Below are 20,997 nucleotides of genomic sequence, written 5' to 3' on the forward strand. Positions count from 1 at the left end.
CATGTCCCGCAGCAAAAATGCGATTGGCGGCTTGTTCGCGGATATTGGAGGATTAATCATTACTCAAATTCTGACCTTCTTAGCGGTCCCTATATACTTAAGTCATTTAAGCAATATATCTTATGGGTACTGGCTTACAATAGGGTCAATAGTAATGTGGATTTCACTGTCTGATTTCGGAATCGGGATGGCTCTCAGCAGGCTTTTAATTAAAGTTCAATCAGATTCGTCCAGGACCGACTTTAATGAAGAAGTCAGCAAATTAGTTGCAACTTCATTGGTGATTTTCGCTTCAAGTGCATTCTTATTCCTTTTGTTAGGAGTGCTTTTATACCCGTTTTGTTTAATTTGGTTTGATATCTCTGACCTTGATACAAGTACTTTTCAGTTAACTTTTTACGTAACTTTAATTGCTGGGGCTTTGTCGTTGCCAACTTCGGTATTTTCAGGGATACTCGAGTCGAGCCAAAAGTTGGCCTTAAATAGGAATTTGACTAGTATTGGTTCTATAGTAAATATAATCATATCTATTTGGCTTGTTGTCTACTTTAAAAATATTATAGGTTTAGCTTATGCATTATTAGTCTCCGTTATTGTAAGAGCTTTGATCTCCGGTTTTTTTTCGTTACAACTAGTTAAGCTAAGTAGAAAACACTTTCGATACGAAAAGAACTATGCAACGTCACTGTTGACTTTTGGTGGCTATTTTCAGATAGCTCGCATTGCAAATACTGTCGCAACTAATTCCGACAATATTTTTATTTCCTCTTTTCTTAGTTCAAGCTTTGTACCGATATATAGTTTCACGTCAAAGATGGCGCAAGTGTTTAGTATAACACTAGCAAGTAAAATTCCAAATGTATTATTTGCGGGTATTTCACAAATAATAGATTTAAATGAGGATGAGAGACTACAACGTTTGTTTCAATTACTTTTAAAATTATTGATACGATTAGCCATAATTACAGCCTGTTATAATTTCTTTTTTAATGAAATCTTCGTAATGCTTTGGGTTGGGAAAGGAAACTATGCTGGAGATGGTGTAAATTATGTAATGTGTTACTGGATAATTTATGAATTTATCGTACGCGGAACAACGGCTTTAGTTTATGCTTTTGGGGAATTAAAGGGATATGCTAGTATCTCGGTTTTTGAAATTATAGGAAATATAGTATTGAGCATAATCTTAGTTAAAACCATCGGATTGATTGGCGTAGCAATAGCAACAGCAATAAGCCGGACTTTTACTACAGGAGTTTACTTATTAGTGTTCTTTAGGAGAAAACGGCTAGTAAATTGGGATAGTTGTAAACTCTTAGCTGATGTTAGTTTCCGGTCATTGCCTAGTTGCATTGTCTTTTTTTGCTATAAAATTTCTGTAGATAATTTGGGATGGCTGGATTTAATATTCGTAGGACTATTGAGTGTTGTGATTAATTTTATTTCATTTGATATTGTAACCGTCATAAAAAACAGGCACCTCTCCTTGAGAGAAATTTTTTATGCTACCTTATTTAAGGTTTAAAACTGTTATGAAAGATGTTATGAAGAAATGGCCTTTTTACAGAAAAGCAATTAAGCTAATAATAGTATTATTAGAGAGGTTTGGTCCATATTATTTGTCTGTGAATACAAGAATTAAGGTCTTTAATTCGGACGCTCTTGATAAATATATGTGTTATTCAGAAATATTAGATGACTTTTCAATACTAGTGCAAGGACCAATTGTGGTGAAAGACAATTTCACGTTAGAGACACTTAAATTATATAAGTATATCTATCCTCAAATTAATATCGTTTTATCTACATGGCGGGAGCAGCCTAGTGAAGTAGTGGAACAGATTAAGAAGTTAGGTGTAATTGTTATAGAGAATGAAAAACCAGAATTTCCTGGGCTTTCGAATGTTAACTTTCAACTTACGTCCACTTCAAATGGGATTGACTATTTAGTTAAAAATACGAACACCAAATATTTGCTGAAGACCAGGACGGATCAAAGATGTAATAAATCGATAGACTTTCTGTCATACATGCGATTCCTGCAACAAAGGTTTCCTGTTAACTCGAACTTAAATGAGCGCTTGATCATTTGCAGCGTAAATTCTTTCAAAAGGAGATTATATGGCGTTACCGATATGTTTATGTTTGGGCACATCCAGGATATGAAAAATTATTGGTGTATTCCTTTGGATGAAAAGAGAAAAGTTGAGGGTGTTCTGCCCTCTGAGCTATATATGAAATCTGAAGTGGCCGAAGGCTATTTAATTAACCGCTTTTTTGATTATTTAAATTATCGTCCCCTGTGGACAGAAGAGGATAGCAACCAGTTTTTATCTAGTTATTTTAATATCATTGACAAAGAACAGATTGATTTATATTGGTTTAAATACGACAGATATTTTGAAAGTATAATGGACTTCGATTTAAAAAGGTATAGAGATTGGGAAAGAATGGAGTTTTCAAACCTTCACTTAATTAACAAGGAGTATAATAACAACTAATGAGAAATTCTCCAAAAGTAGTTGCAAGGTTGTTTGGCGGTGTCGGTAATCAGCTTTTTATTTATGCTTTTGCCCGGGCATTATCACTGAAAAGTAATATGCCTTTATTTCTAGATAGCTATAGTGGGTTTATAAGGGATTCCTACAAGAGAACATTCCAGCTGAATAATTTCACTTTAAAAGCTGATAAGGCCAATTTAAAAGACTGTCTCTTTTTTTTTATTAATAAGCGGTTTTCTTTAGTTACAAGTGTTTTTTACAAAAAACCAACTTTGATAAAGGAAAAAGATCAGACACTTTTAGACAAGTCAATTATGTGTTTGGATACAGCCAGGCCTGCTTATATAGAAGGTTATTGGCAGTCTTATAAATATTTTAGCGACTATGAGACGCAAATACGCTCTGATTTAAATTTCGGAACGACTTTTTCAGAGGCTAACACAGCCATTCAAAAGAAAATCATTAGTGTAGAAAGCATCGCAATTCATATAAGAAGAATTCAATACGAACAGACACTTGATCTTAGTTACTATTATAATTCACTGGACTATTTGCTAAAAAAAGTGGCCAATCCTCATTTATTCATTTTTTCTGATGATCCAGAATGGTGTAAAGTACATTTCACCGTAACTATACCAGTAACTTATATTGACAAGAACAAAGACGATGAAATTGCAGATCTTTGGTTGATGTCTCATTGCAGGTATTTTATAATAGCAAATAGCTCTTTTAGCTGGTGGGGCGCTTGGCTATCTCGATTCCCCCAAAAAGTTGTAATAGCCCCTAAAAATAGAGAGCTTGGTGTGAAAGGAGAATATTATCCTTCAAACTGGGTTCAAATGATTTAATCAATGGACAATCTAAGAATCTTTGATAATCCTCAGCGCTTGTCGCTACCTGGGTTTCAGAAACAGGAGACATATGTTGATAAGATGTACGTTTATCCACCGGGAAATCTCACCGTAGATGAATGGTATGTTGACTTTCGGACTCGTTTTTTCGATGCATTAGAGAACGGTAAAAAATTCCCTGTGTTTAGATCGAGTCACGGTGAATTTTTGTTTGTCTTAGGGAAAATGGAAGCTCCTCAAGGATTTAAACGGAAGTGCCGGTTCTTTTTGAGCAGGGTTTATAGAACCCTTATGTTCCAATCAGTTTTCTATAGTAGTGGCGTGCCTGGTCATGGTTACGAAACTTACAAGCAGTGGCGGCTGCCTGCTCTGCGCAAGAATTTTGCGAAATATCTTAAATGGATTGGTGATAATGGGATTTTGTGTATGTACTTCTCAGATCGCGACGCTTACCCAATTTCCTACCAAAAGAGTTATTTAGCGTGGCTGAATAAAAACGGGATATACCTAACTCAAGAAAATTACGGACACATCTATTTTATATATGCGTTATTGAATGGACCTGATAGGAAAAAAATTTTTTCAAATAGAAAGCTCTTGGTCATATCCTCTGACCAGCCTGCAAGGACAAAATCTTTAATAGATAATTTGTCAAAGCTTAATACTAAAACGGTTGACTTTATTAGTATTTCGCCGGGTAAATCAATGGAAGACAAAATTACACTCAATAGGACAGATTACGATTTATGTATAATTGGTGGTGGAGTAGGTGCTGCGAATATTATTAATCAGTTACAGGTGCTAAATTGCCCTGTTTTAGATGCTGGCTTTATAATTGATTTCCTAGCATATCCGGATAAGGTTTCACCAAGAATCTATTCTGTTAACGATGACTATTGGGAAAAGGTTTATCCTGATAATGATCCCGAATGGGGAATTCAGTTTAAAGATAAATAGAATTGCACTATCTTTACGATGTTCATAGTTACTTTAAGGAGTTGATATCATCTATTGGCTTAACTTATCAAATATCGTATGGTTCGAATTCTAGCTGGCGCTTGCGATTGTCTCGAAGATTAGTCGATGTTTAATCCGAATTACTTTAATATGTTTGGCCGGACATCACGAACCAAATATTTAGGAGACAAAAGTTCATGCAGATATTAACACCTTTTTGGATTATTAATAGTGAGAAGAGAAATGAGCATTTATTGATGCTAATTTTTTACTGATCGTTAGGAGAATGAAAATAGTTATATGACTCTATCTAGTAAAAAGCGATACTTCCCGGTACTTCTCTTATTGACTTGGCTTATATTTACTGTTTTTTTCTTTATTACCGGACCTTTTAAATATCCGCTCGAAAATCAAGAAACATTATATATTTATTTGACTTTAATACATTTAAGTCTTTTTTTGGGGTATAGAAGAGGGCTTAAATCTAAAGGAAGAGAAACCCTGAATTTCTTCACTTCGATTCAGGTTTTAAAAAGGATGATAACAGTATTTTTCTTGTATACAATTGTTAAAGTTTTTCTTGGTGGTGGAGCTAATATCTTGAGTATAGGTAGCGCGATTGGCGATCCAGCTGCAAGCTATCTATCTAGTCACTCGAATGAGAATGTTTCTATCTTTGGATATATAGATATGTTATTTGCTCCCTTGCAAACCTTAGGAGTGGCGGGTGGTGTATATATGTGGAATAAGTTAAGTAGACTCTATAGGGCTTTACTTATTCTATGCATTATTATAGCTATTGGAAATTCTGTGGCTGCTTCAATACGAAGTGGAATTGTTGGAATGGTTTTAACCGTAACCTCCTCTCTCATTTTAAGAATAGTTACTGGTGATTTGTATTTAAATTTAAAAAAGAAAATTATAATTTTCCTTTCTGTTGCGGGATTTCTTTCCCTATTTTTCATGTATACTGCGCACCTGTCTGAAAATAGAAATACTACAATTATCCTAAACCCTCTTACCCTTGAAAGCCCTGAAGATAACAATGTTTACTTTAGGCTCTTCCCTGAAGATTGGCGATTAACGATTATTGCAACAAATTTTTACATTGGACATTCCTATTACCGGCTCAATCAAGCGATGAACCTTTCCTTTAATGGAATAGGATTAGGCTTTGCGAACTCCTATTTTATGATAAAAAATGTTACGAAGATTACCGGGTGGAATGGATTGGAAAGTATCTCATACGGTCTACGATTGGATAAAGAGATTGGATACGGTGATTTTGGAGTATTCTGGTCAACTTTCTATACCTGGGTAGCCGCTGATTTTACTTGGCCGGGAACTGTTGTCCTAATATTTTTCATCGGCTATGTATTTTCTCTTTCATATAAAGACACTCTAAAAAAACCCAACTTGTTAGCTATTGCAACTTTTTCTAACTCATTTATATTGATTTATAGTTTTCCTTCCGTAAATCCCTTCCAGGATGGAGCGGGAATTACCAATCTGTTTGGCTTGTTCATTCTATGGGCTACTTTTAGATTTAATAGAGAACGAGATACGGGAAAAGCACAGATTTGTGAAAGTTAATAGCAAAAATTGATGAAGTCTATTGATAACGCTTATGTAATTTGGTTAGGATCAGTTTTTAATGATTCGAGCGTTGAATTGGAAGATGCTATTAGTCCCGCCGGTAATAAATGGCAGTTAAGATTCATCAGATCATTAATTAATGACCGAAATATTGAGGTTTTTTCTTTTGGTCATAAGCCTAAAAGAGCTTTTCCCTGTGGACCTCTTTTTGTTTCGGGAGACATATCCTGTACGCCGAATGATTTAAAGCAGTCATTGGCTTGGTATTTTAACATTCCATATATCAGAAATATTTTTACCAATCTGTTGGTGGTATCTTCCATTATCAAACTATTAATTAAACAGAAGAAGAGACCTCATGCTGTAATTACTTATAATATTTACAGTTATAATTTCCTTGCTGCATTAGTATGCAGATTTCTTTTTTTTATAAAGTGGATAGCAGTAGTCGCCGATCCTATAAATGACCGTACTGATAAATATAACCCATTGTTGAAGCTTTCCAATGGAACTGTTTATCTTTCAAAACATCTCTACAATCAATCAAAAGCGATTAACAAACTTCACATTGAGGGTGGAGTTGAGGTTTTCGATTCCGAGGATAAAAATTCCGGCGACTATACAGGAACTAAATATATTTTGTATACGGGAAGGGTTACTAAACATAATGGAATTGATCTTTTATTAGATGCTTTCAAACTTGTGCCGGATCCAAGTTTACATCTAATAGTGACAGGGAAATGTGAAGATGTTGTTGCAAGGAGATTTTTAAGTCGGGGAGAGCGTGTGGTTTATAAAGGAGTGGTAAGTGAAGTTGAACTGCAGCAACTTTATCGCAACGCAACGATATGTGTCAACCCTCGATTAATCGGTGACAAAACCAATACGTCAATATTTCCCTCTAAATTATTAGAATATCTTTCTTACTATAAGCCGATCGTTAGTACTTACACACCAGGTATTAGTGAAGAATATACGGAGGTTATTAAATTTGTTTATGAGGACTCGCCTGAGAAGTTGGCTTCTTTAATAGGCGAAGTTGTTAACTGGGACGAAGAGATGGTAGTGCAAAATACAGCTCGTGTCAAGAGGTTTGTAAGTAATTTTAAAACCTGGGAGAGGATGACAGCGAATTTTTGGAGATGGCTGCTAACAATAAAATAGTATACAAATGTTGTTAATCGACGCGACCTATATTAACCAAAGTGGAGGTAAGGTTCTTTTAGAGTATTTTGTTGAAGCAATTAAATCGCAAGGGAAAGAGTTCCATATCTTATTAGATGGACGTCTAACGATCTCCTCTAACAACGAGAAATTGTTTGATAGCTATTCTATAACTAGTAATGAAAAGGATCGCGCTAGATTTTATAAAGCTCTACCTGTTGGAATTACTACAATATTTTGTTTTGCAAATGTGCCACCGCCAACCTCTATCCAGGGCTTGAAAGTTTATATCCTTTTTCACAATACGTTGATCTTATCTCCTGTTAAAGAAAAAAATGCGTATTCTTTAAAGCAAAAACTACTTTTCCTTTTGCGCAGGTATTATATCTTATTGAGGAATAGAAAATCTTACAAATGGATAGTTCAGACTCCATCTATGCAAAAAAAGCTTGCGAAAGGTTTAAGTATTTCACCTCAGAATATTTTTATTTATCCGTTTTTTTTAGATAATTTCTCACAGTATCGTACCAGTAAAAAGATAAACCAGCTGATGTTCCTTTATGTAGCAGATGGAGTAAAACAAAAAAACCATGATGTTTTATTTGAGGCCTGGATTATCTTATTAAAAAAGTACAAATATCAAGCCGAGCTGCATTTAACCATCCCTGAGAATTACACCGCGTTGATAGATAAAATCAAGACCCTTAATGAAGGCGGATTGAAAATCATAAATCACGGATACTGCGACAAAGAAAAGCTTTATTCATTATATTCATCAGCGAATTGTTTAATCTTTCCTTCATTAGCTGAAAGCTTTGGATTACCTTTGATTGAAGCGGCAAATGCAGGTTGTAATATTATTGCTGCAGATCTGCCATATGTATATGACGTTATAAGGCCGTCAGCCACATTTAATCCGTATAAAGCAGAGGATCTCGCCAGCAAGTTAGTAATTGTCTTAAACGAAGGGATTTCAATGCCAACTGAGGTTGTTGTAAAAAACGAGATTGATAATTTAATTAATGTCTTTTAATTGATATGTTGAAAAATAAAGTGCTTTTAATAACTGGCGGTACAGGATCGTTTGGCAACGCTGTTCTAGACAGATTTATAAATACAGATCATTTTAAAGAGATTCGTATTTTCTCTCGAGACGAAAAAAAACAACATGATATGCGTGTAGCTCTCAACCATCCCAAACTAAAGTTTTATATTGGAGATGTTAGAGACTACGCAAGTGTTGAATATGCAATGCGTGGAGTAGATTACGTATTCCATGCTGCAGCATTAAAACAGGTTCCATCATGCGAGTTTTTTCCTCTTGAAGCCACAAAGACGAATGTATTTGGCACACAGAATGTAATTGAGGCCGCTGTTAACAACAAAGTTACTAAAGTAATTTGTCTTAGTACAGATAAGGCAGCATATCCAATAAATGCCATGGGCATTTCAAAGGCTTTAATGGAAAAAGTTGCTATTGCAGCTTCTCGAAATATAGATGATGATGTTACCACAATTTGCTTAACACGTTACGGGAACGTCATGGGGTCCAGAGGCTCTGTTATTCCTTTGTTTTTAAAGCAAATACAAAACAAGGAAGTTATTACAATAACAGATCCTAACATGACGCGTTTTCTAATGTCTTTAGAAGAAGCTGTTGATCTAGTTCTATTTGCTTTTGAAAATGGAAAACAAGGGGATCTATTCGTCAATAAGGCGCCTGCGGGAACTATTGGAGATTTAGCGCAAGCTTTAAAAGAGCTTTGTCAATCAAATACCGAAGTTAAAATAATTGGGACCAGACATGGGGAAAAGTTATATGAAACTTTATGCACGCGGGAGGAAATGTTAAAAGCTGAAGATATGGGAGAGTTCTACAGGATTCCAGCTGATAATCGTGATTTAAATTACAATCAGTATTTTTCTGAGGGAGAACAAGATATTTCCAAAGTTGAAGACTATCATTCTCATAACACAAAAAGAGAAGATGTTGTGGGAATGAAGAGTCTTCTGTCTAAATTGCCATTAATCCGAAAGGAAGTATTTCATGAAACGGATGTTCTAACACAACACTTTTAACGAGACTTTAATGTTATCCAATCTTAAAGCCCAAATCATTATCGGGGAAAAGCATTCAGACTTCAGGGGATCGCTCCGCTATTTTAACGATTTTGACCTGAGCGCGGTAAAGCGGTTATATATTTTAGAGCACCCTGATACTCAAGTTGTCAGGGCATGGCAGGGGCATCGGTATGAAAAGAAATGGTTTAATGTAGTGGCTGGAGGTTTTGAAGTGGTTTTAATTAGGATTGACAACTGGTTGTCGCCATCTGAAAATATCCCACCGGAAGAATATAGTTTAACATCATCTGAGAATCACATACTTCACGTTCCTGGAGGGTATGCCACTGGCTTTAGAGCATCAGAGCCAAATTCTAAAATGCTGGTTTTTTCGAACTTTTCTGTCGAAGAATCTCAGGAAGATGACTATCGGTTCGATGCAAAAAAATGGTTTAAATGGTAGTAATATATAGAGTGTCAGTATTAGTATGGAAAAACTAAAGGTAGCGACAATTGTAGGTACGCGACCCGAGATTATCAGGTTAGCAGAATGCATTAAGAAGTGTGACATCTTTTATAATCACATTCTGATTCATACAGGTCAGAATTATGATTATGAATTAAATGAGATTTTCTTTGAAGACTTAGATTTAAGAAAACCTGATTATTTTTTAAATGTTGCCGGGAGCCATCTTGGAGAAACTATTGGGAATGTAATTGCTAAGTCGTACGAAGTTTTGTCAACGGAAATGCCAGCCGCTATATTAGTATTGGGAGATACTAATAGCGTATTAAGCACCATTGCGGCAAAACGCCTCAAGATACCTATTTTCCATATGGAAGCAGGCAATCGGTGTTTTGACCAAAATGTACCGGAAGAAATTAATAGAAAAATTTCAGATCATATTAGTGATGTTAATTTATGTTATACGGAACATAGCAGGAGATATTTACTCAGCGAAGGATTTCGCAAAGATCATATTTTTGTAACAGGATCTCCTCTAAAGGAAGTCTTAATGAAGTATTCAAGCCAAATTGAGTCCGCAACTGCTCTCGCCAGACTTGGTCTAAAATCAAACGAGTTCATCGTGGTGAGTGCCCACAGGGAAGAAAACATCGATTTAAAGGATAACTTTACAATACTAGCGTCAAGTTTAAACGCCGTCGCTGAAAAGTACAAAATGCCCATTGTATTTTCAACTCATCCAAGAACTCTTAAGAGAATTAAAGAGAGAAACATACAATTTAATCCTTTGATTAAGAACGTGCCTCCTCTAGGTTTTTTTGATTATGTAAGCTTGCAAAAGAACTCGTTTATTGTTTTATCAGACAGTGGGACTATAAGTGAGGAGTCAGCAATGATGAAGTTTCCTGCAGTGAGCATAAGAACGAGTACTGAACGACCTGAAGCTGTAGACTCCGGGTCAATTGTTTTAGGAGGGATTACAACTAATCAGATTTTACAGGCAATAGAGATTGTAAAACAGACCAGGAGTGTGGACGTGCCGTGGGAATATATGGTCGAAAATACCTCTGATAGAGTTATAAGGGCCATTCAAAGCTATACATCCATCGTAAACAGAGTTACATGGAATAAGTAATTTATTCAGGAAATCCCGTTATCGTTACAACCTATTTATGAAGAAGATTTTAATAATTGGCTCGAAAGGAATGGCTGGTCATGTTATTTATAAAACCCTTATGGAAAACTCAAGTTTTGAGGTTGTTGATATAGCAAGAGGGGAGAGATTTCATAAGCCAAGATATCAATTGGATGTTTCAGATTTTTCCGCTTTGAAAAAACTGCTGGAAGCTGAAATGCCTTCTGTCGTTATTAATTGTATCGGTGTTCTAAATAAAGATGCGGAAGATCACCCTGATAAAGCGATACTTTTAAACAGTTATTTGCCACATTTTTTAGCACGATCAGGGAACGAGCTTGGATTTAAACTTATTCATATAAGTACGGATTGCGTTTTTAGTGGACAAGTTGGGAACTACTCCGAATTAAGTAGTAAGGATGGCCAAGGGTACTATGCACAAACAAAGGCTTTAGGCGAGGTGACTTATTCCAATCACCTAACACTTAGAACTTCTATAATTGGTCCTGAATTAAAATCAAGCGGTATCGGTCTATTCCACTGGTTTATGAAGCAAAAAGGAAATATAAAAGGATACAGGAAGGCTTATTGGACAGGGGTGACGACAATTGAGCTGGCAAAGGCCATAGAAGAGGCTATAAACCAGAATATACATGGTTTACATCATTTAGTGAATGATAAAAAGATAAATAAATTCGAATTAACCTCTCTCATGAAAAGAGTCTTTAAAAAGGATGATGTTATAATTGAGCCTTTTGATGAGTATAAAGTAGACAAGTCTCTGATCAAGACAAATAAAGATTTTACTTACCAAGTTCCTTCTTATGAGGTGATGCTAAGAGAAATGAAAAGTTGGATTGACGAACATTCTGAATTTTACAAGTATTCTTCGTAATATGATAACAAATTTCCTGAGGTTTAAATTTGTAAATTAGAAGCGTGAAAATTCTTATTGTTACACAATACTTTTGGCCTGAAAATTTTAGAATTAATGATCTTGCACTCGCTTTGACGGAGAGGGGGCATGAGATAGTAGTTTTGACTGGCCAACCTAATTATCCGCAGGGAAAATTCTATCCTGGATACTCTTTTTTTTCAAGGAGGATAGAATTTTTGGAAAAAATTAAGATATATAGATCTCCTATGATTCCCAGGGGCAGGTCGGGCTCCACGAGGTTATTTCTTAATTATTTATCATTTGCATTTTTTAACTCGTTAAGAGGTTTTTTGGTAAAGGAGACATTTGATAGGATATTAGTTTATGAACCTTCACCTATAACTGTCGGAATACCTGCTATTTTCATGAAATGGCTTAAAAAAGCTCCCATCTTTTTTTGGGTGCAGGACTTGTGGCCTCAAAGTGTGATTGCTGCGGGGGGGGTAACAAATAAATGGATCGTAGATGTTTTGGACGGAGTTACCAGGTGGATTTATAAAAAAAGTGACAAAATTTTAGTCCAATCGGAAGCGTTTAGGGAAGTTATTGAAAAACAAGGTGTAAGTTCAAATAAAATTGTCTTTTATCCAAACTCTGTGGAGAGCTTATTTAATGTTCTTCCTCCTAAAATAGACACACTAAATAAACTACCAGCGGGATTCAAAATTTTGTTTGCTGGTAATATTGGAGAATCGCAAGATTTCGAAACGATAATTGAGGCTGCCCGACTTGTATCGTTAAAAACAAACGTAGTACAATGGGTAATACTTGGTGACGGTAGGAAATTTAGTTATGTTCAACAAAGGATAAAAGAATTAGGCTTACAAGATCAATTTCATTTATTGGGAGCCTTCTCTTTGGAAATGATGCCAGATTTTTATGCCTGTGCAGATTGCCTGTTGGTAAGCCTAAAACGAGAGCCAATTTTTAGCCTAACCATTCCTTCCAAAATTCAATCTTATTTGGCTTCAGGAAAACCAATATTAGCGTCGTTAGACGGAGAAGGAGCTAGAGTAGTTCAAGAGGCGAAGGCTGGTCTGACAGTCGAAGCCGAGAATCCTATTGGTTTGGCAGCTAAGGTGTTAGAGTTTTATGAGTTGTCAGAGTTTGAGAGGGTGCAAATGGGTGCAAATGCCAGAAACTATTTCGAGAAAAATTTTGAACGAGAATTTTTAGTGACTCAATTGGAAAAAATATTTAGAGGAGAATTTACAGATTGATATATTTATGCAAAGTCCATTAGGACGGAAAATTGTGTGTAAACTTATGACGAGATTATGATCCACATAAGCGGGATGAGTGGCTTCGTTGGCGACAACCTAGACCGTTATCTTAGGGCGCGAAATATTTATGCCAAGAGAATATCGCGTGGAGAGTTAGGATGTATTACTTCAAGCCAAATTTCAGGCAGTGTGATTCATCTTGCAGGCAAAGCCCATGATTTAAAAAAAACGTCTGCTCCTGAACAGTATTATGCGGTTAATACCGATCTTACGAAATCAATATATTCCGCCTTCCTAGAGTCAACCGCTACGAAGTTTATATTTATAAGCTCGGTTAAAGCAGTTGCAGACTCAATAGAAGGTAAACTGAAAGAGGATAATTTCCCTTTTCCTAAAACAGACTACGGTAAATCAAAGCTGTTAGCCGAGCAGTACATCCAAAGTCAAGACTTACCAGAAGGGAAATCTTTTTATATTCTGCGTCCTTGTATGATACATGGTCCGAATAACAAAGGCAATTTAAATTTACTCTATAATTTTATCTCGAAGGGTTTCCCTTATCCATTAGTCGCTTTTGAAAATAGACGGTCTTTTTTATGTGTCGAAAATCTGTGTTTTGTAATAAGGGAAATTCTTGAAAGAGATGATATTCCATCGGGTGTGTATAATGTTGCTGATGATGATCCTCTTTCAACCACTGAAGTGGTACAGCTATTATCTCATTCTTTAGAAAAGAAACCCAGATTGTTAAATCTATCCCCCGGTCTGATAAGAACGATGGCTAGAATAGGTGATTTTCTCCGACTTCCTTTAAATTCGGAAAAATTGCAGAAGCTAACAGAAAACTATATGGTAGATAACTCGAAAATTAAAACAGTTTTAAAAAAGGAATTACCTTTGTCCGCTAGGGAAGGAATTTTAAAAACAGCCCTGTCTTTTAAAAATGCCTGATTATATTATTTATTCTATAATATTCATTTCTTTAACCATTCTAGAACTTTCTTATTTCTATATAGCCGAAAAATTTAACATAATTGACAGACCTAATCACAGAAGTTCTCATACTAAACTCACTATCCGCGGAGGAGGAATTATTTTTCCCATAGCGGTTTTAATATGGTTTTTTGTTTCCGGTTTTGCCTATCCATTATTTGTAACTGGTTTGGTTTTAATTTCTGGAATTAGCTTTAGAGACGATATTGATGATTTGCATAGTGGCATCCGGACCGTCTTCCAATTTCTAGCAGTTGGGCTCCTTTTGGCAGAAGTGCATCCCATTATCAATTGGTATTATTACATAATACTGTTTATTGCTATCGTAGGAACAAAAAACGCATATAACTTTATGGATGGAATTAATGGAATCACAGGTTTATATAGTCTAGTCACATTAACAAGTCTCGGCTATGTTAATCAGAGTGTGACAGGATTTACTTCGATGTCACTGATTACAATGGTCATCCTCGCACTACTTGTTTTTAACTTCTTCAATTTCCGTCGACAGGCCAAATGTTTTGCCGGTGATGTAGGAAGTGTAAGCATAGCTTTCACTATAATCTTTTTCTTGATCCAGTTGATAGTTGAAACTGGGAGCTTTATTTATGTCTCGTTCCTCCTTGTTTACGGTATAGATACAGTGACCACTATTTTCTTCCGGCTTGTTCGTAAGGAAAATATCTTAGAAGCACATCGCACCCATTTCTATCAATTCCTTGCAAATGAAAAGAAATGGCCACACTTGAAAGTGTCCGCCTTATACAGTTTGATTCAATTAGTTTTTAATATCATTGTAATTGCCTTGAGGGACCAGAAGAATATAAACGATATTTCGATTTTGCTGACTTTCGGGCTTGTTATCATGTTGCTCTTCATCTTTGTAAGGTTTTCAGTAGAAGGACGGCAGCGTCTCTTAGGGGCAACTTTGGGTTAATATACAGATTTTATAAGATCTTATAATATGTTTCAGAATTGAATATCAATCCTATGTTACTATATTTGCTTATGAAACACTGCTACCTCTATGTTTAACCAAGTAAATATCGTTCCTCGCTGGATAATTTTTAGCCTGGATCTTGTCTTTTGCCTGTTTTCCCTAAGCTTTGCTTACTTTGTCCGTTTTAATTTTAACGTTAACTTAATAAACCTGGCTGAGCTGAGCCGTAACCTTATCATTTTTGCCCTGATAAGTTGTGCTGTGTTCCTTGCAATTCGGACTTACTCAGGGATCATACGATATACAAGTGCTCAAGACTCGTTTAGAATACTCTTTTCAATTATTGCCAGCAATTCTCTTTTTTTAATAACCAACTTTTTTCAATTGGCTTTGGGGCAGGATCTGGTAATAAGCAATGTGGTTCTGGTTATTAATGGCCTCTGCAGTTTTTTACTGCTTATCACTTATAGGGTTCTAGTCAAATACTTTTTTATATATATAAAGAATCTAAAGTTAAACAGGAAACCTGTAATAATTTATGGTGCTGGAGAAACGGGGTTGGCGGTAAAGAGGACATTGGATCACGACAGGAATTTAAACATGAATGTGGTAGCTTTTCTGGATGATAACGTTCGAAAATCTGGGAAGGCGATCGATGGAGTGAAAATCTATCCCTCTAGCGAATTAAAGTTTCTAACGGCTGGTGGCAAAGTTTCTGATATCTTATTAACAGCTGACATAAAAGCTGATAAGAAGAATGAAGTGGTAGATTATTGCCTTGAACATGGTATTAAAGTCCTTACCCTACCTCCAGCATTGAGCTGGATTAATGGGCACATCAATACTCAGCAAATTCACAACATAGACATTGAGGAGCTGTTAGAAAGGGAGCCAATCCAAATAAGTAATGATTCTATTTGCGAGCAAATACGGGGTAAAAGGGTGTTAGTTACAGGTGCAGCTGGTTCTATTGGAAGTGAGATTGTGAGACAGTTAGCAAAATTTTCACCTGGCATGATCATTTTGAACGATCAAGCGGAAACACCGTTGCACGAGCTGCAACTAGAGTTACAAGATGAAAATTTAGGCGATATTGCCAAAGCATTTATTGGTGACGTGAGAGATAAAAACAGGATGGAGGCTATGTTCAGCAACTTCAAACCCAACTATGTTTATCATGCGGCAGCATACAAACACGTACCTATGATGGAGCACAATCCAGCGGAAGCTATACGAACCAATGTAATAGGGACAAAAGTGATTGCTGATTTATCTGTAAAATATGCTGTAGATAAATTTGTGATGATCTCGACAGATAAGGCGGTAAACCCGACAAATGTGATGGGAGCTTCAAAGCGAATTGCCGAGATCTATGTGCAATCTTTATTTAATTCTTTTAAGCAAAGTGGAATTGTTTACAGCAATGGCCTTTCGCATTTGAATAGTAAAACTACCTTCAAAAAGACTCAGTTTATCACCACCCGATTTGGAAATGTATTGGGATCGAATGGTTCGGTAATTCCAAGGTTTAAAGAGCAGATAGAGAGGGGTGGTCCAATTACGGTTACTCATCCGGATATTACCCGTTATTTTATGACGATACCGGAAGCTTGTCGCTTGGTTTTAGAAGCTGGCTCGATGGGTGAGGGTGGAGAAATTTTTATCTTTGATATGGGTAAATCAGTGAAAATTGTGGAATTAGCAAAAAAAATGATCCGTCTTTCCGGACTGATTCCTAATCAGGATATTGCTATTGAATACTCAGGTTTACGGCCTGGTGAAAAGTTGTATGAGGAGTTACTAAACGATCAAGAAAATACCCTGCCAACCCATCATCACAAGATAATGGTGGCTAAAACACGTGAATATAGTTTTGATGATGTTCACAAAAATATCAATGAATTGATCGCTTTAAGCTGCGAATCGCAAGATTGGCCGGTAGTTGCGAAAATGAAAGAAATTGTACCGGAATTTAGAAGCAATAATTCCATCTATGGAGATCTGGATATCTCACGAGATATCAACCTTGTTGAAGTTTTCGAACAATTCACTCCCGGGAAAAATATCTAATATTGATGAGATTATCCTTCTTGCTTCTAATCTTACTCGCTACCAATTGTGTTTATTCTCAATCAAAAGCGTATTTGTATGATAATCAACTATACCAGAAAATCAATTCTAAAGCCTACAATGTAGATTCAAACTTTCATACGTCTATTTATCCGGTTATGCCTAATGACGGGCGATTTAAACTGCTGGATTCGCTGTCGCGACTTACAACTGATTCCACCCACCAGTCATGGGTGCATCGAAAGCTATTCAGCGAACATTTAATACAAATCGAGAAGGGCGACTATAATGTTTATATTGATTTCTTACCGGATTTCCAGGTTGGAAAAGACTTCTCTGGAAAAACCAACACATGGCTTAATACTCGGGGATTTCAGATTCAGGGAAACATAGGCAAAAAATTTAGCTTTTATACCAGCGCATATGAAAATCAAAGCCGTTTTCCTAACTATTTAACATCTTTTATTAACCGTTCAGGAGTTGTCCCGGGACAAGTGAACGATAAATTTGGGCCAACACGTGGTACTAAGGATTGGGCCTATGCTACCGCGCTCCTAAATTACACTCCAAATAAATATTTTTCTTTTACGCTGGGTCAAGATAAGAATTTCATAGGAGACGGATATCGCTCTATGCTACTATCAGACGTTGCCACTAATTATCCGTTTTTCAAGATTGAGACGACATTGGGTAACGTCAAATATGTTAATATCTGGGCACAAATGCAGGATTTGACGGTTTCGCCGTTTTCCTATGATAATGGCTTCCGCAAGAAATGGGGGGTGTTTCATTACCTGGATTGGAATGTAAACACACGTTTCTCTGTAGGCTTTTTTGAATCAGTGATCTGGCAAAATGGTGATGATTTCGGAAAAAGAGGCTTTGATGTAAGTTACATCACACCAATAATCTTTCTGCGCACGGTTGAGGGATACAACGGATCGCCGGACAATGCCTTACTCGGATTTAATGGCAAGTATAAAATTGCAAAGAATCTAACCACTTATGGCCAGTTTATGCTTGATGAATTTACTGCTAAAGAGTTTTTTGGCGGAAAAGGCTATTGGGCCAATAAGTTTGGAGCTCAGTTGGGTGTGAGGGGCTTTAACGCCTTTAAGTTAAAGAACCTTAATTTTCTTGCGGAGTTTAATACGGCAAGGCCGTTTACCTATTCTCAGCGTTCGAGCTTGTTGAACTATGGCCACTATAATCAGCCGCTTGCGCATCCTTTTGGTGCGAATTTTAGAGAGTTTTTAAGTATCTGGGATTATTCTTTTAAACGCTGGCAGTTGAGAATCCAAGGTAATATAGCAACTTATGGTTTGGATAATAGCGAAAAAAGTTCAGGGAAAGATATTTTCAAGTCATATAACGATAGGACTGGCAACTATGGAAACACCACAGGCCAAGGTCTGAAAACATATTTCAGCTATCTTGATAGTCGCTTTTCTTACTTAATTAACTCAAAAACCAATCTGCGCATTGAAGCAGGGACTATTTACAGAAAGGAAAGTAATGTCCTTTCTGTCGACAAAACAACCTGGGTTACTTTTGGTCTGAGAAGTTCTTTTAGGAATATCTATTCGGATTTTTAAGTTTAAGCCATTAGCGAGTTGTACATTTGCCGTTCAGTTCGAAGTTTGTCGATTTTTTCAATATATTGATTGACCAATCAAGTTTTTGTGGTCGGAGTTACAAGTAAAGAATTGATGCCGAATATTAAACTGTCAGTAAGCCTGGTTATATATAATAGCAATCCTGTCCAGACTAGAAAGGCCATTGAAAGTGTTTTAAAGATAAAGACTTCAACCAAGTTTGACATAGTTGATAATTCGCCTCAGTCGCACTTTAATGTAAAAAAGGAACAAAGTCAGGTAACCTACCATAAGTCTCCAAATAATCCAGGATTCGGCACAAGCCATAACAAAATATTCAAGAAAATCTTTGGAAAATCCGAGTATCATCTTATTGTAAACCCGGACGTCTACTTTGAAGAAGGCGTAATTGAAGATATTTTAGGCTATATGGATGCGAACCCCGAAGTGGGAGTTGTGATGCCAAAAGTGTTATATCCCGACAGACGGCATCAATATCTAGCTAAGCTTTTACCCACTCCGTTTGATTTTGTTGTAAGACGTTTTATGCCTGTTGCTAAGGTTCAATCGTTTTTAAACAAAAATTTTGAATTAAGGGGTTGGAATATGAATAAAGCTCTCGATGTGCCGTTTTTATCTGGTTGCTGCCTGGTTTTCAGAACCAGTGTGTTACGGGAGGTTGAGGGATTTGACGAAAACATTTTTATGTATACAGAGGATATTGATATTTGCAGACGTATAATCGATGCTGGATATCGTTCAGTATTCTATCCTAAAGTATTTGTTTATCATGATCATGTCAGAAAGTCTTTTCGGGACTTTTCTGTTTTCCTTGTATACTTGAAATCGGGAATTTACTACTTCAACAAGTGGGGATGGCTTTTCGACGCACGGAGACATACTCTCAATAAAGAAACGCTTAAGCAGTTGAGCTCTGAGAGATAAGTTGGTGAAGGTAGCTAGCGAATGCTGTAATTCGAGATGATTATGATATCAGATTCGGATTTCTAATATGTTTTTAGGATATTTGGGTGAGGCTGATTTGTTTGATGATTTATATCCTGGCTCCTTATTCCTTAAAGCTTAATACTACATCCCGTAATCGTATTTTGTCCTTCTATCGTGCGTTCAAAAAGCGCGGGCTTAGTGTTGCCATTATTTCTCCCCCACTTCATGTCAATATTGATGAGTGGTATAGTCAAAAAGGCGAAGACAACTTGGGTCTTGATGTCGTTTATATGCCAGATGCCAAAACAGGCCTGCTGCGATTTTTAGCATCTAAATGCAATAGAAGATTCAAAGCATATTTTTTCGTATTAAAGAGCTTATTAAATCCCATACTAACGAGTAAGAGGTTTAATAAAAGCGGTAAAAAAGATGTTGCTCTTGAGAAACTAGCTTTATCTCCGCAAGATGTGATTATCAGTTCTCATCCTTCTCCATTTTCTTTAAATATAGCTAATCGTTTGGTGAATGATTATGGATGCAAGTTGATTGTTGACTACAGGGACCCCTGGACCTATGGTTATAACTCGGTGGATGTTCCGCAATTTGCCAGTGTCGTGAAAAAGAAGATGGAAAGGAAATTTGAGAATTCACTGTTGGAAAAGGCAAGCGCCGTAACAGTTATATCTGAGAAATTAAGAGCATATTTCCCGGAGGCTATCAGGCAAAAAACATATGTTGTAAAAAACGGCTCAAACGCTTTCCATATAGATCCTGATAAAATTCAAGATGGTTGTGATATGTTAAGGTTTGTTTACCTTGGCAGAATTTATAATCAACAGCTTCAAAATGACTCATTTTTCAAAGTGATACGGCAGTTTATTTTCGACAACAATGTAAATAGCCAAGAATTTGAGATGCTTTTTGTTGGAGCTAATAATAAAAAGTTAATAGAGGTTATTAGGAAAAATGGTTTGGAAGCTTATGTTAAAGTCTTGCCAACTGTAAAAATCGAATCGGCGATTGAAATAGGCTATACTGCTTCCGCATTTTTGCATTTAAGGTATGGCGATGCCAATGCGATCTACACATCTAAGCATGCTGATTATCTTGCGCTTCAGAAACCTATACTCTTGCCGGTTTCCGATGGCGGAGCTTTGGCAAGTAGTACTAAAAATAGTGGCGGTTTTGTATGTGATTCGATATCAGACTTCCGTCCGGTTCTTCAGGAGCTGTGGGGCAAGTATAAAGGGGGGAAAAGCTTTAAAATTGCCAGATCTAAAGCGTTTTTATTTGCTATCAGCAGAGAGGCGGAGGCTGAAAAAGTGGTTCAGATAGTGGGAGGCCTCGCTCGGCAAGATTCTGCAGTCCGGCAAGCCGGCGTTTTTACCAGCTTGCCCGTATTTGTATAGTTAACAGGTGTCCTCAGGTTGTTGTGTGTCTCAGCTCTTTGCCCTTTTTTTAAATTTGAAATATTCATAAAGTTACCGACTTTTGGCGCTTCGCTTTTCGAAGGATAGGTTTTCCAGGGTCGTTCGTAAATGACCCTGCAGTATGTTGGTT

Annotated in this window: 18 protein-coding genes; all 18 read left to right on the forward strand. The window is 36.5% G+C overall.

Annotated features, from left to right (window positions below; genetic code table 11):
* The first annotated feature begins 1 nt into the window (after position 1).
* The 18 genes from J3P37_RS11060 (at position 2) to J3P37_RS11145 (ending at position 20,846) form a co-directional block, all read left to right on the forward strand.
* Positions 2–1,525 (forward strand): oligosaccharide flippase family protein, encoded by a 1,524-nt coding sequence (locus J3P37_RS11060; protein ID WP_256011176.1) that lies wholly within the window; start codon positions 2–4, stop codon positions 1,523–1,525.
* A gap of 7 nt (positions 1,526–1,532) precedes the next feature.
* Positions 1,533–2,501 carry a WavE lipopolysaccharide synthesis family protein gene (locus J3P37_RS11065; RefSeq protein ID WP_256011178.1) on the forward strand — a complete coding sequence of 323 codons (969 nt, stop codon included), beginning with the start codon at positions 1,533–1,535 and terminating at the stop codon, positions 2,499–2,501.
* Positions 2,501–3,349: an alpha-1,2-fucosyltransferase gene (locus tag J3P37_RS11070; RefSeq protein ID WP_256011179.1), complete on the forward strand. Its 849-nt coding sequence runs from the start codon at positions 2,501–2,503 to the stop codon at positions 3,347–3,349. Before J3P37_RS11065 ends, J3P37_RS11070 begins: the two co-directional genes overlap by 1 nt.
* A 3-nt stretch (positions 3,350–3,352) precedes the next feature.
* Positions 3,353–4,309, forward strand: coding sequence for a hypothetical protein (locus tag J3P37_RS11075; protein WP_256011180.1), 957 nt, complete (start codon positions 3,353–3,355; stop codon positions 4,307–4,309).
* A gap of 300 nt (positions 4,310–4,609) precedes the next feature.
* Positions 4,610–5,902 carry a hypothetical protein gene (locus J3P37_RS11080; protein WP_256011182.1) on the forward strand — a complete coding sequence of 431 codons (1,293 nt, stop codon included), beginning with the start codon at positions 4,610–4,612 and terminating at the stop codon, positions 5,900–5,902.
* A gap of 12 nt (positions 5,903–5,914) precedes the next feature.
* Positions 5,915–7,069 (forward strand): glycosyltransferase family 4 protein, encoded by a 1,155-nt coding sequence (locus J3P37_RS11085; protein WP_256011183.1) that lies wholly within the window; start codon positions 5,915–5,917, stop codon positions 7,067–7,069.
* A 7-nt stretch (positions 7,070–7,076) separates the two neighbouring features.
* On the forward strand, positions 7,077–8,102 hold the full coding sequence (locus tag J3P37_RS11090; RefSeq protein ID WP_256011185.1) for a glycosyltransferase: 1,026 nt from the start codon (positions 7,077–7,079) through the stop codon (positions 8,100–8,102).
* A 5-nt stretch (positions 8,103–8,107) separates the two neighbouring features.
* Entirely contained in the window at positions 8,108–9,148 is a 1,041-nt protein-coding gene (locus J3P37_RS11095; protein WP_256011186.1) for a polysaccharide biosynthesis protein, read from the forward strand.
* A gap of 10 nt (positions 9,149–9,158) precedes the next feature.
* Positions 9,159–9,593: a cupin domain-containing protein gene (locus J3P37_RS11100; protein WP_256011187.1), complete on the forward strand. Its 435-nt coding sequence runs from the start codon at positions 9,159–9,161 to the stop codon at positions 9,591–9,593.
* A 25-nt stretch (positions 9,594–9,618) separates the two neighbouring features.
* On the forward strand, positions 9,619–10,731 hold the full coding sequence (gene wecB, locus J3P37_RS11105; protein WP_256011188.1) for a non-hydrolyzing UDP-N-acetylglucosamine 2-epimerase: 1,113 nt from the start codon (positions 9,619–9,621) through the stop codon (positions 10,729–10,731).
* A gap of 37 nt (positions 10,732–10,768) precedes the next feature.
* A complete protein-coding gene (locus J3P37_RS11110; protein WP_256011189.1) occupies positions 10,769–11,626 on the forward strand; it encodes a dTDP-4-dehydrorhamnose reductase family protein in 858 nt (285 codons plus the stop codon).
* A gap of 44 nt (positions 11,627–11,670) precedes the next feature.
* Positions 11,671–12,888 (forward strand): glycosyltransferase family 4 protein, encoded by a 1,218-nt coding sequence (locus J3P37_RS23115; protein WP_256011190.1) that lies wholly within the window; start codon positions 11,671–11,673, stop codon positions 12,886–12,888.
* Positions 12,889–12,945: 57 nt separating this feature from the next.
* Positions 12,946–13,842, forward strand: a complete 897-nt coding sequence (locus J3P37_RS11120) for an NAD-dependent epimerase/dehydratase family protein (protein WP_256011191.1) — start codon at positions 12,946–12,948, stop codon at positions 13,840–13,842.
* Positions 13,835–14,821: an MraY family glycosyltransferase gene (locus tag J3P37_RS11125; protein ID WP_256011192.1), complete on the forward strand. Its 987-nt coding sequence runs from the start codon at positions 13,835–13,837 to the stop codon at positions 14,819–14,821. Before J3P37_RS11120 ends, J3P37_RS11125 begins: the two co-directional genes overlap by 8 nt.
* Before the next feature lie 90 nt (positions 14,822–14,911).
* Positions 14,912–16,894 (forward strand): polysaccharide biosynthesis protein, encoded by a 1,983-nt coding sequence (locus J3P37_RS11130; RefSeq protein ID WP_256011193.1) that lies wholly within the window; start codon positions 14,912–14,914, stop codon positions 16,892–16,894.
* A 5-nt stretch (positions 16,895–16,899) separates the two neighbouring features.
* Positions 16,900–18,489 (forward strand): gliding motility protein RemB, encoded by a 1,590-nt coding sequence (locus J3P37_RS11135; RefSeq protein ID WP_256011196.1) that lies wholly within the window; start codon positions 16,900–16,902, stop codon positions 18,487–18,489.
* A 114-nt stretch (positions 18,490–18,603) separates the two neighbouring features.
* Entirely contained in the window at positions 18,604–19,434 is an 831-nt protein-coding gene (locus J3P37_RS11140; RefSeq protein ID WP_256011197.1) for a glycosyltransferase family 2 protein, read from the forward strand.
* Between the two features lie 104 nt (positions 19,435–19,538).
* Positions 19,539–20,846, forward strand: coding sequence for a glycosyltransferase family protein (locus J3P37_RS11145; RefSeq protein ID WP_256011198.1), 1,308 nt, complete (start codon positions 19,539–19,541; stop codon positions 20,844–20,846).
* Positions 20,847–20,997: the final 151 nt, after the last annotated feature.

The organism is Desertivirga xinjiangensis, assembly GCF_024436435.1.
In the GTDB taxonomy this organism is placed as follows: Bacteria; Bacteroidota; Bacteroidia; order Sphingobacteriales; family Sphingobacteriaceae; genus Desertivirga; species Desertivirga xinjiangensis.

Coding starts and splice junctions, on each gene's coding strand:
- J3P37_RS11060 (WP_256011176.1), top strand. CDS start 2: ATGTCCCGCAGCAAAAATGCGATTGGCGGCTTGTTCGCGGATATTGGA.
- J3P37_RS11065 (WP_256011178.1), top strand. CDS start 1,533: ATGAAAGATGTTATGAAGAAATGGCCTTTTTACAGAAAAGCAATTAAG.
- J3P37_RS11070 (WP_256011179.1), top strand. CDS start 2,501: ATGAGAAATTCTCCAAAAGTAGTTGCAAGGTTGTTTGGCGGTGTCGGT.
- J3P37_RS11075 (WP_256011180.1), top strand. CDS start 3,353: ATGGACAATCTAAGAATCTTTGATAATCCTCAGCGCTTGTCGCTACCT.
- J3P37_RS11080 (WP_256011182.1), top strand. CDS start 4,610: ATGACTCTATCTAGTAAAAAGCGATACTTCCCGGTACTTCTCTTATTG.
- J3P37_RS11085 (WP_256011183.1), top strand. CDS start 5,915: ATGAAGTCTATTGATAACGCTTATGTAATTTGGTTAGGATCAGTTTTT.
- J3P37_RS11090 (WP_256011185.1), top strand. CDS start 7,077: ATGTTGTTAATCGACGCGACCTATATTAACCAAAGTGGAGGTAAGGTT.
- J3P37_RS11095 (WP_256011186.1), top strand. CDS start 8,108: ATGTTGAAAAATAAAGTGCTTTTAATAACTGGCGGTACAGGATCGTTT.
- J3P37_RS11100 (WP_256011187.1), top strand. CDS start 9,159: ATGTTATCCAATCTTAAAGCCCAAATCATTATCGGGGAAAAGCATTCA.
- wecB (WP_256011188.1), top strand. CDS start 9,619: ATGGAAAAACTAAAGGTAGCGACAATTGTAGGTACGCGACCCGAGATT.
- J3P37_RS11110 (WP_256011189.1), top strand. CDS start 10,769: ATGAAGAAGATTTTAATAATTGGCTCGAAAGGAATGGCTGGTCATGTT.
- J3P37_RS11120 (WP_256011191.1), top strand. CDS start 12,946: ATGATCCACATAAGCGGGATGAGTGGCTTCGTTGGCGACAACCTAGAC.
- J3P37_RS11125 (WP_256011192.1), top strand. CDS start 13,835: ATGCCTGATTATATTATTTATTCTATAATATTCATTTCTTTAACCATT.
- J3P37_RS11130 (WP_256011193.1), top strand. CDS start 14,912: ATGTTTAACCAAGTAAATATCGTTCCTCGCTGGATAATTTTTAGCCTG.
- J3P37_RS11135 (WP_256011196.1), top strand. CDS start 16,900: ATGAGATTATCCTTCTTGCTTCTAATCTTACTCGCTACCAATTGTGTT.
- J3P37_RS11140 (WP_256011197.1), top strand. CDS start 18,604: ATGCCGAATATTAAACTGTCAGTAAGCCTGGTTATATATAATAGCAAT.
- J3P37_RS11145 (WP_256011198.1), top strand. CDS start 19,539: ATGATTTATATCCTGGCTCCTTATTCCTTAAAGCTTAATACTACATCC.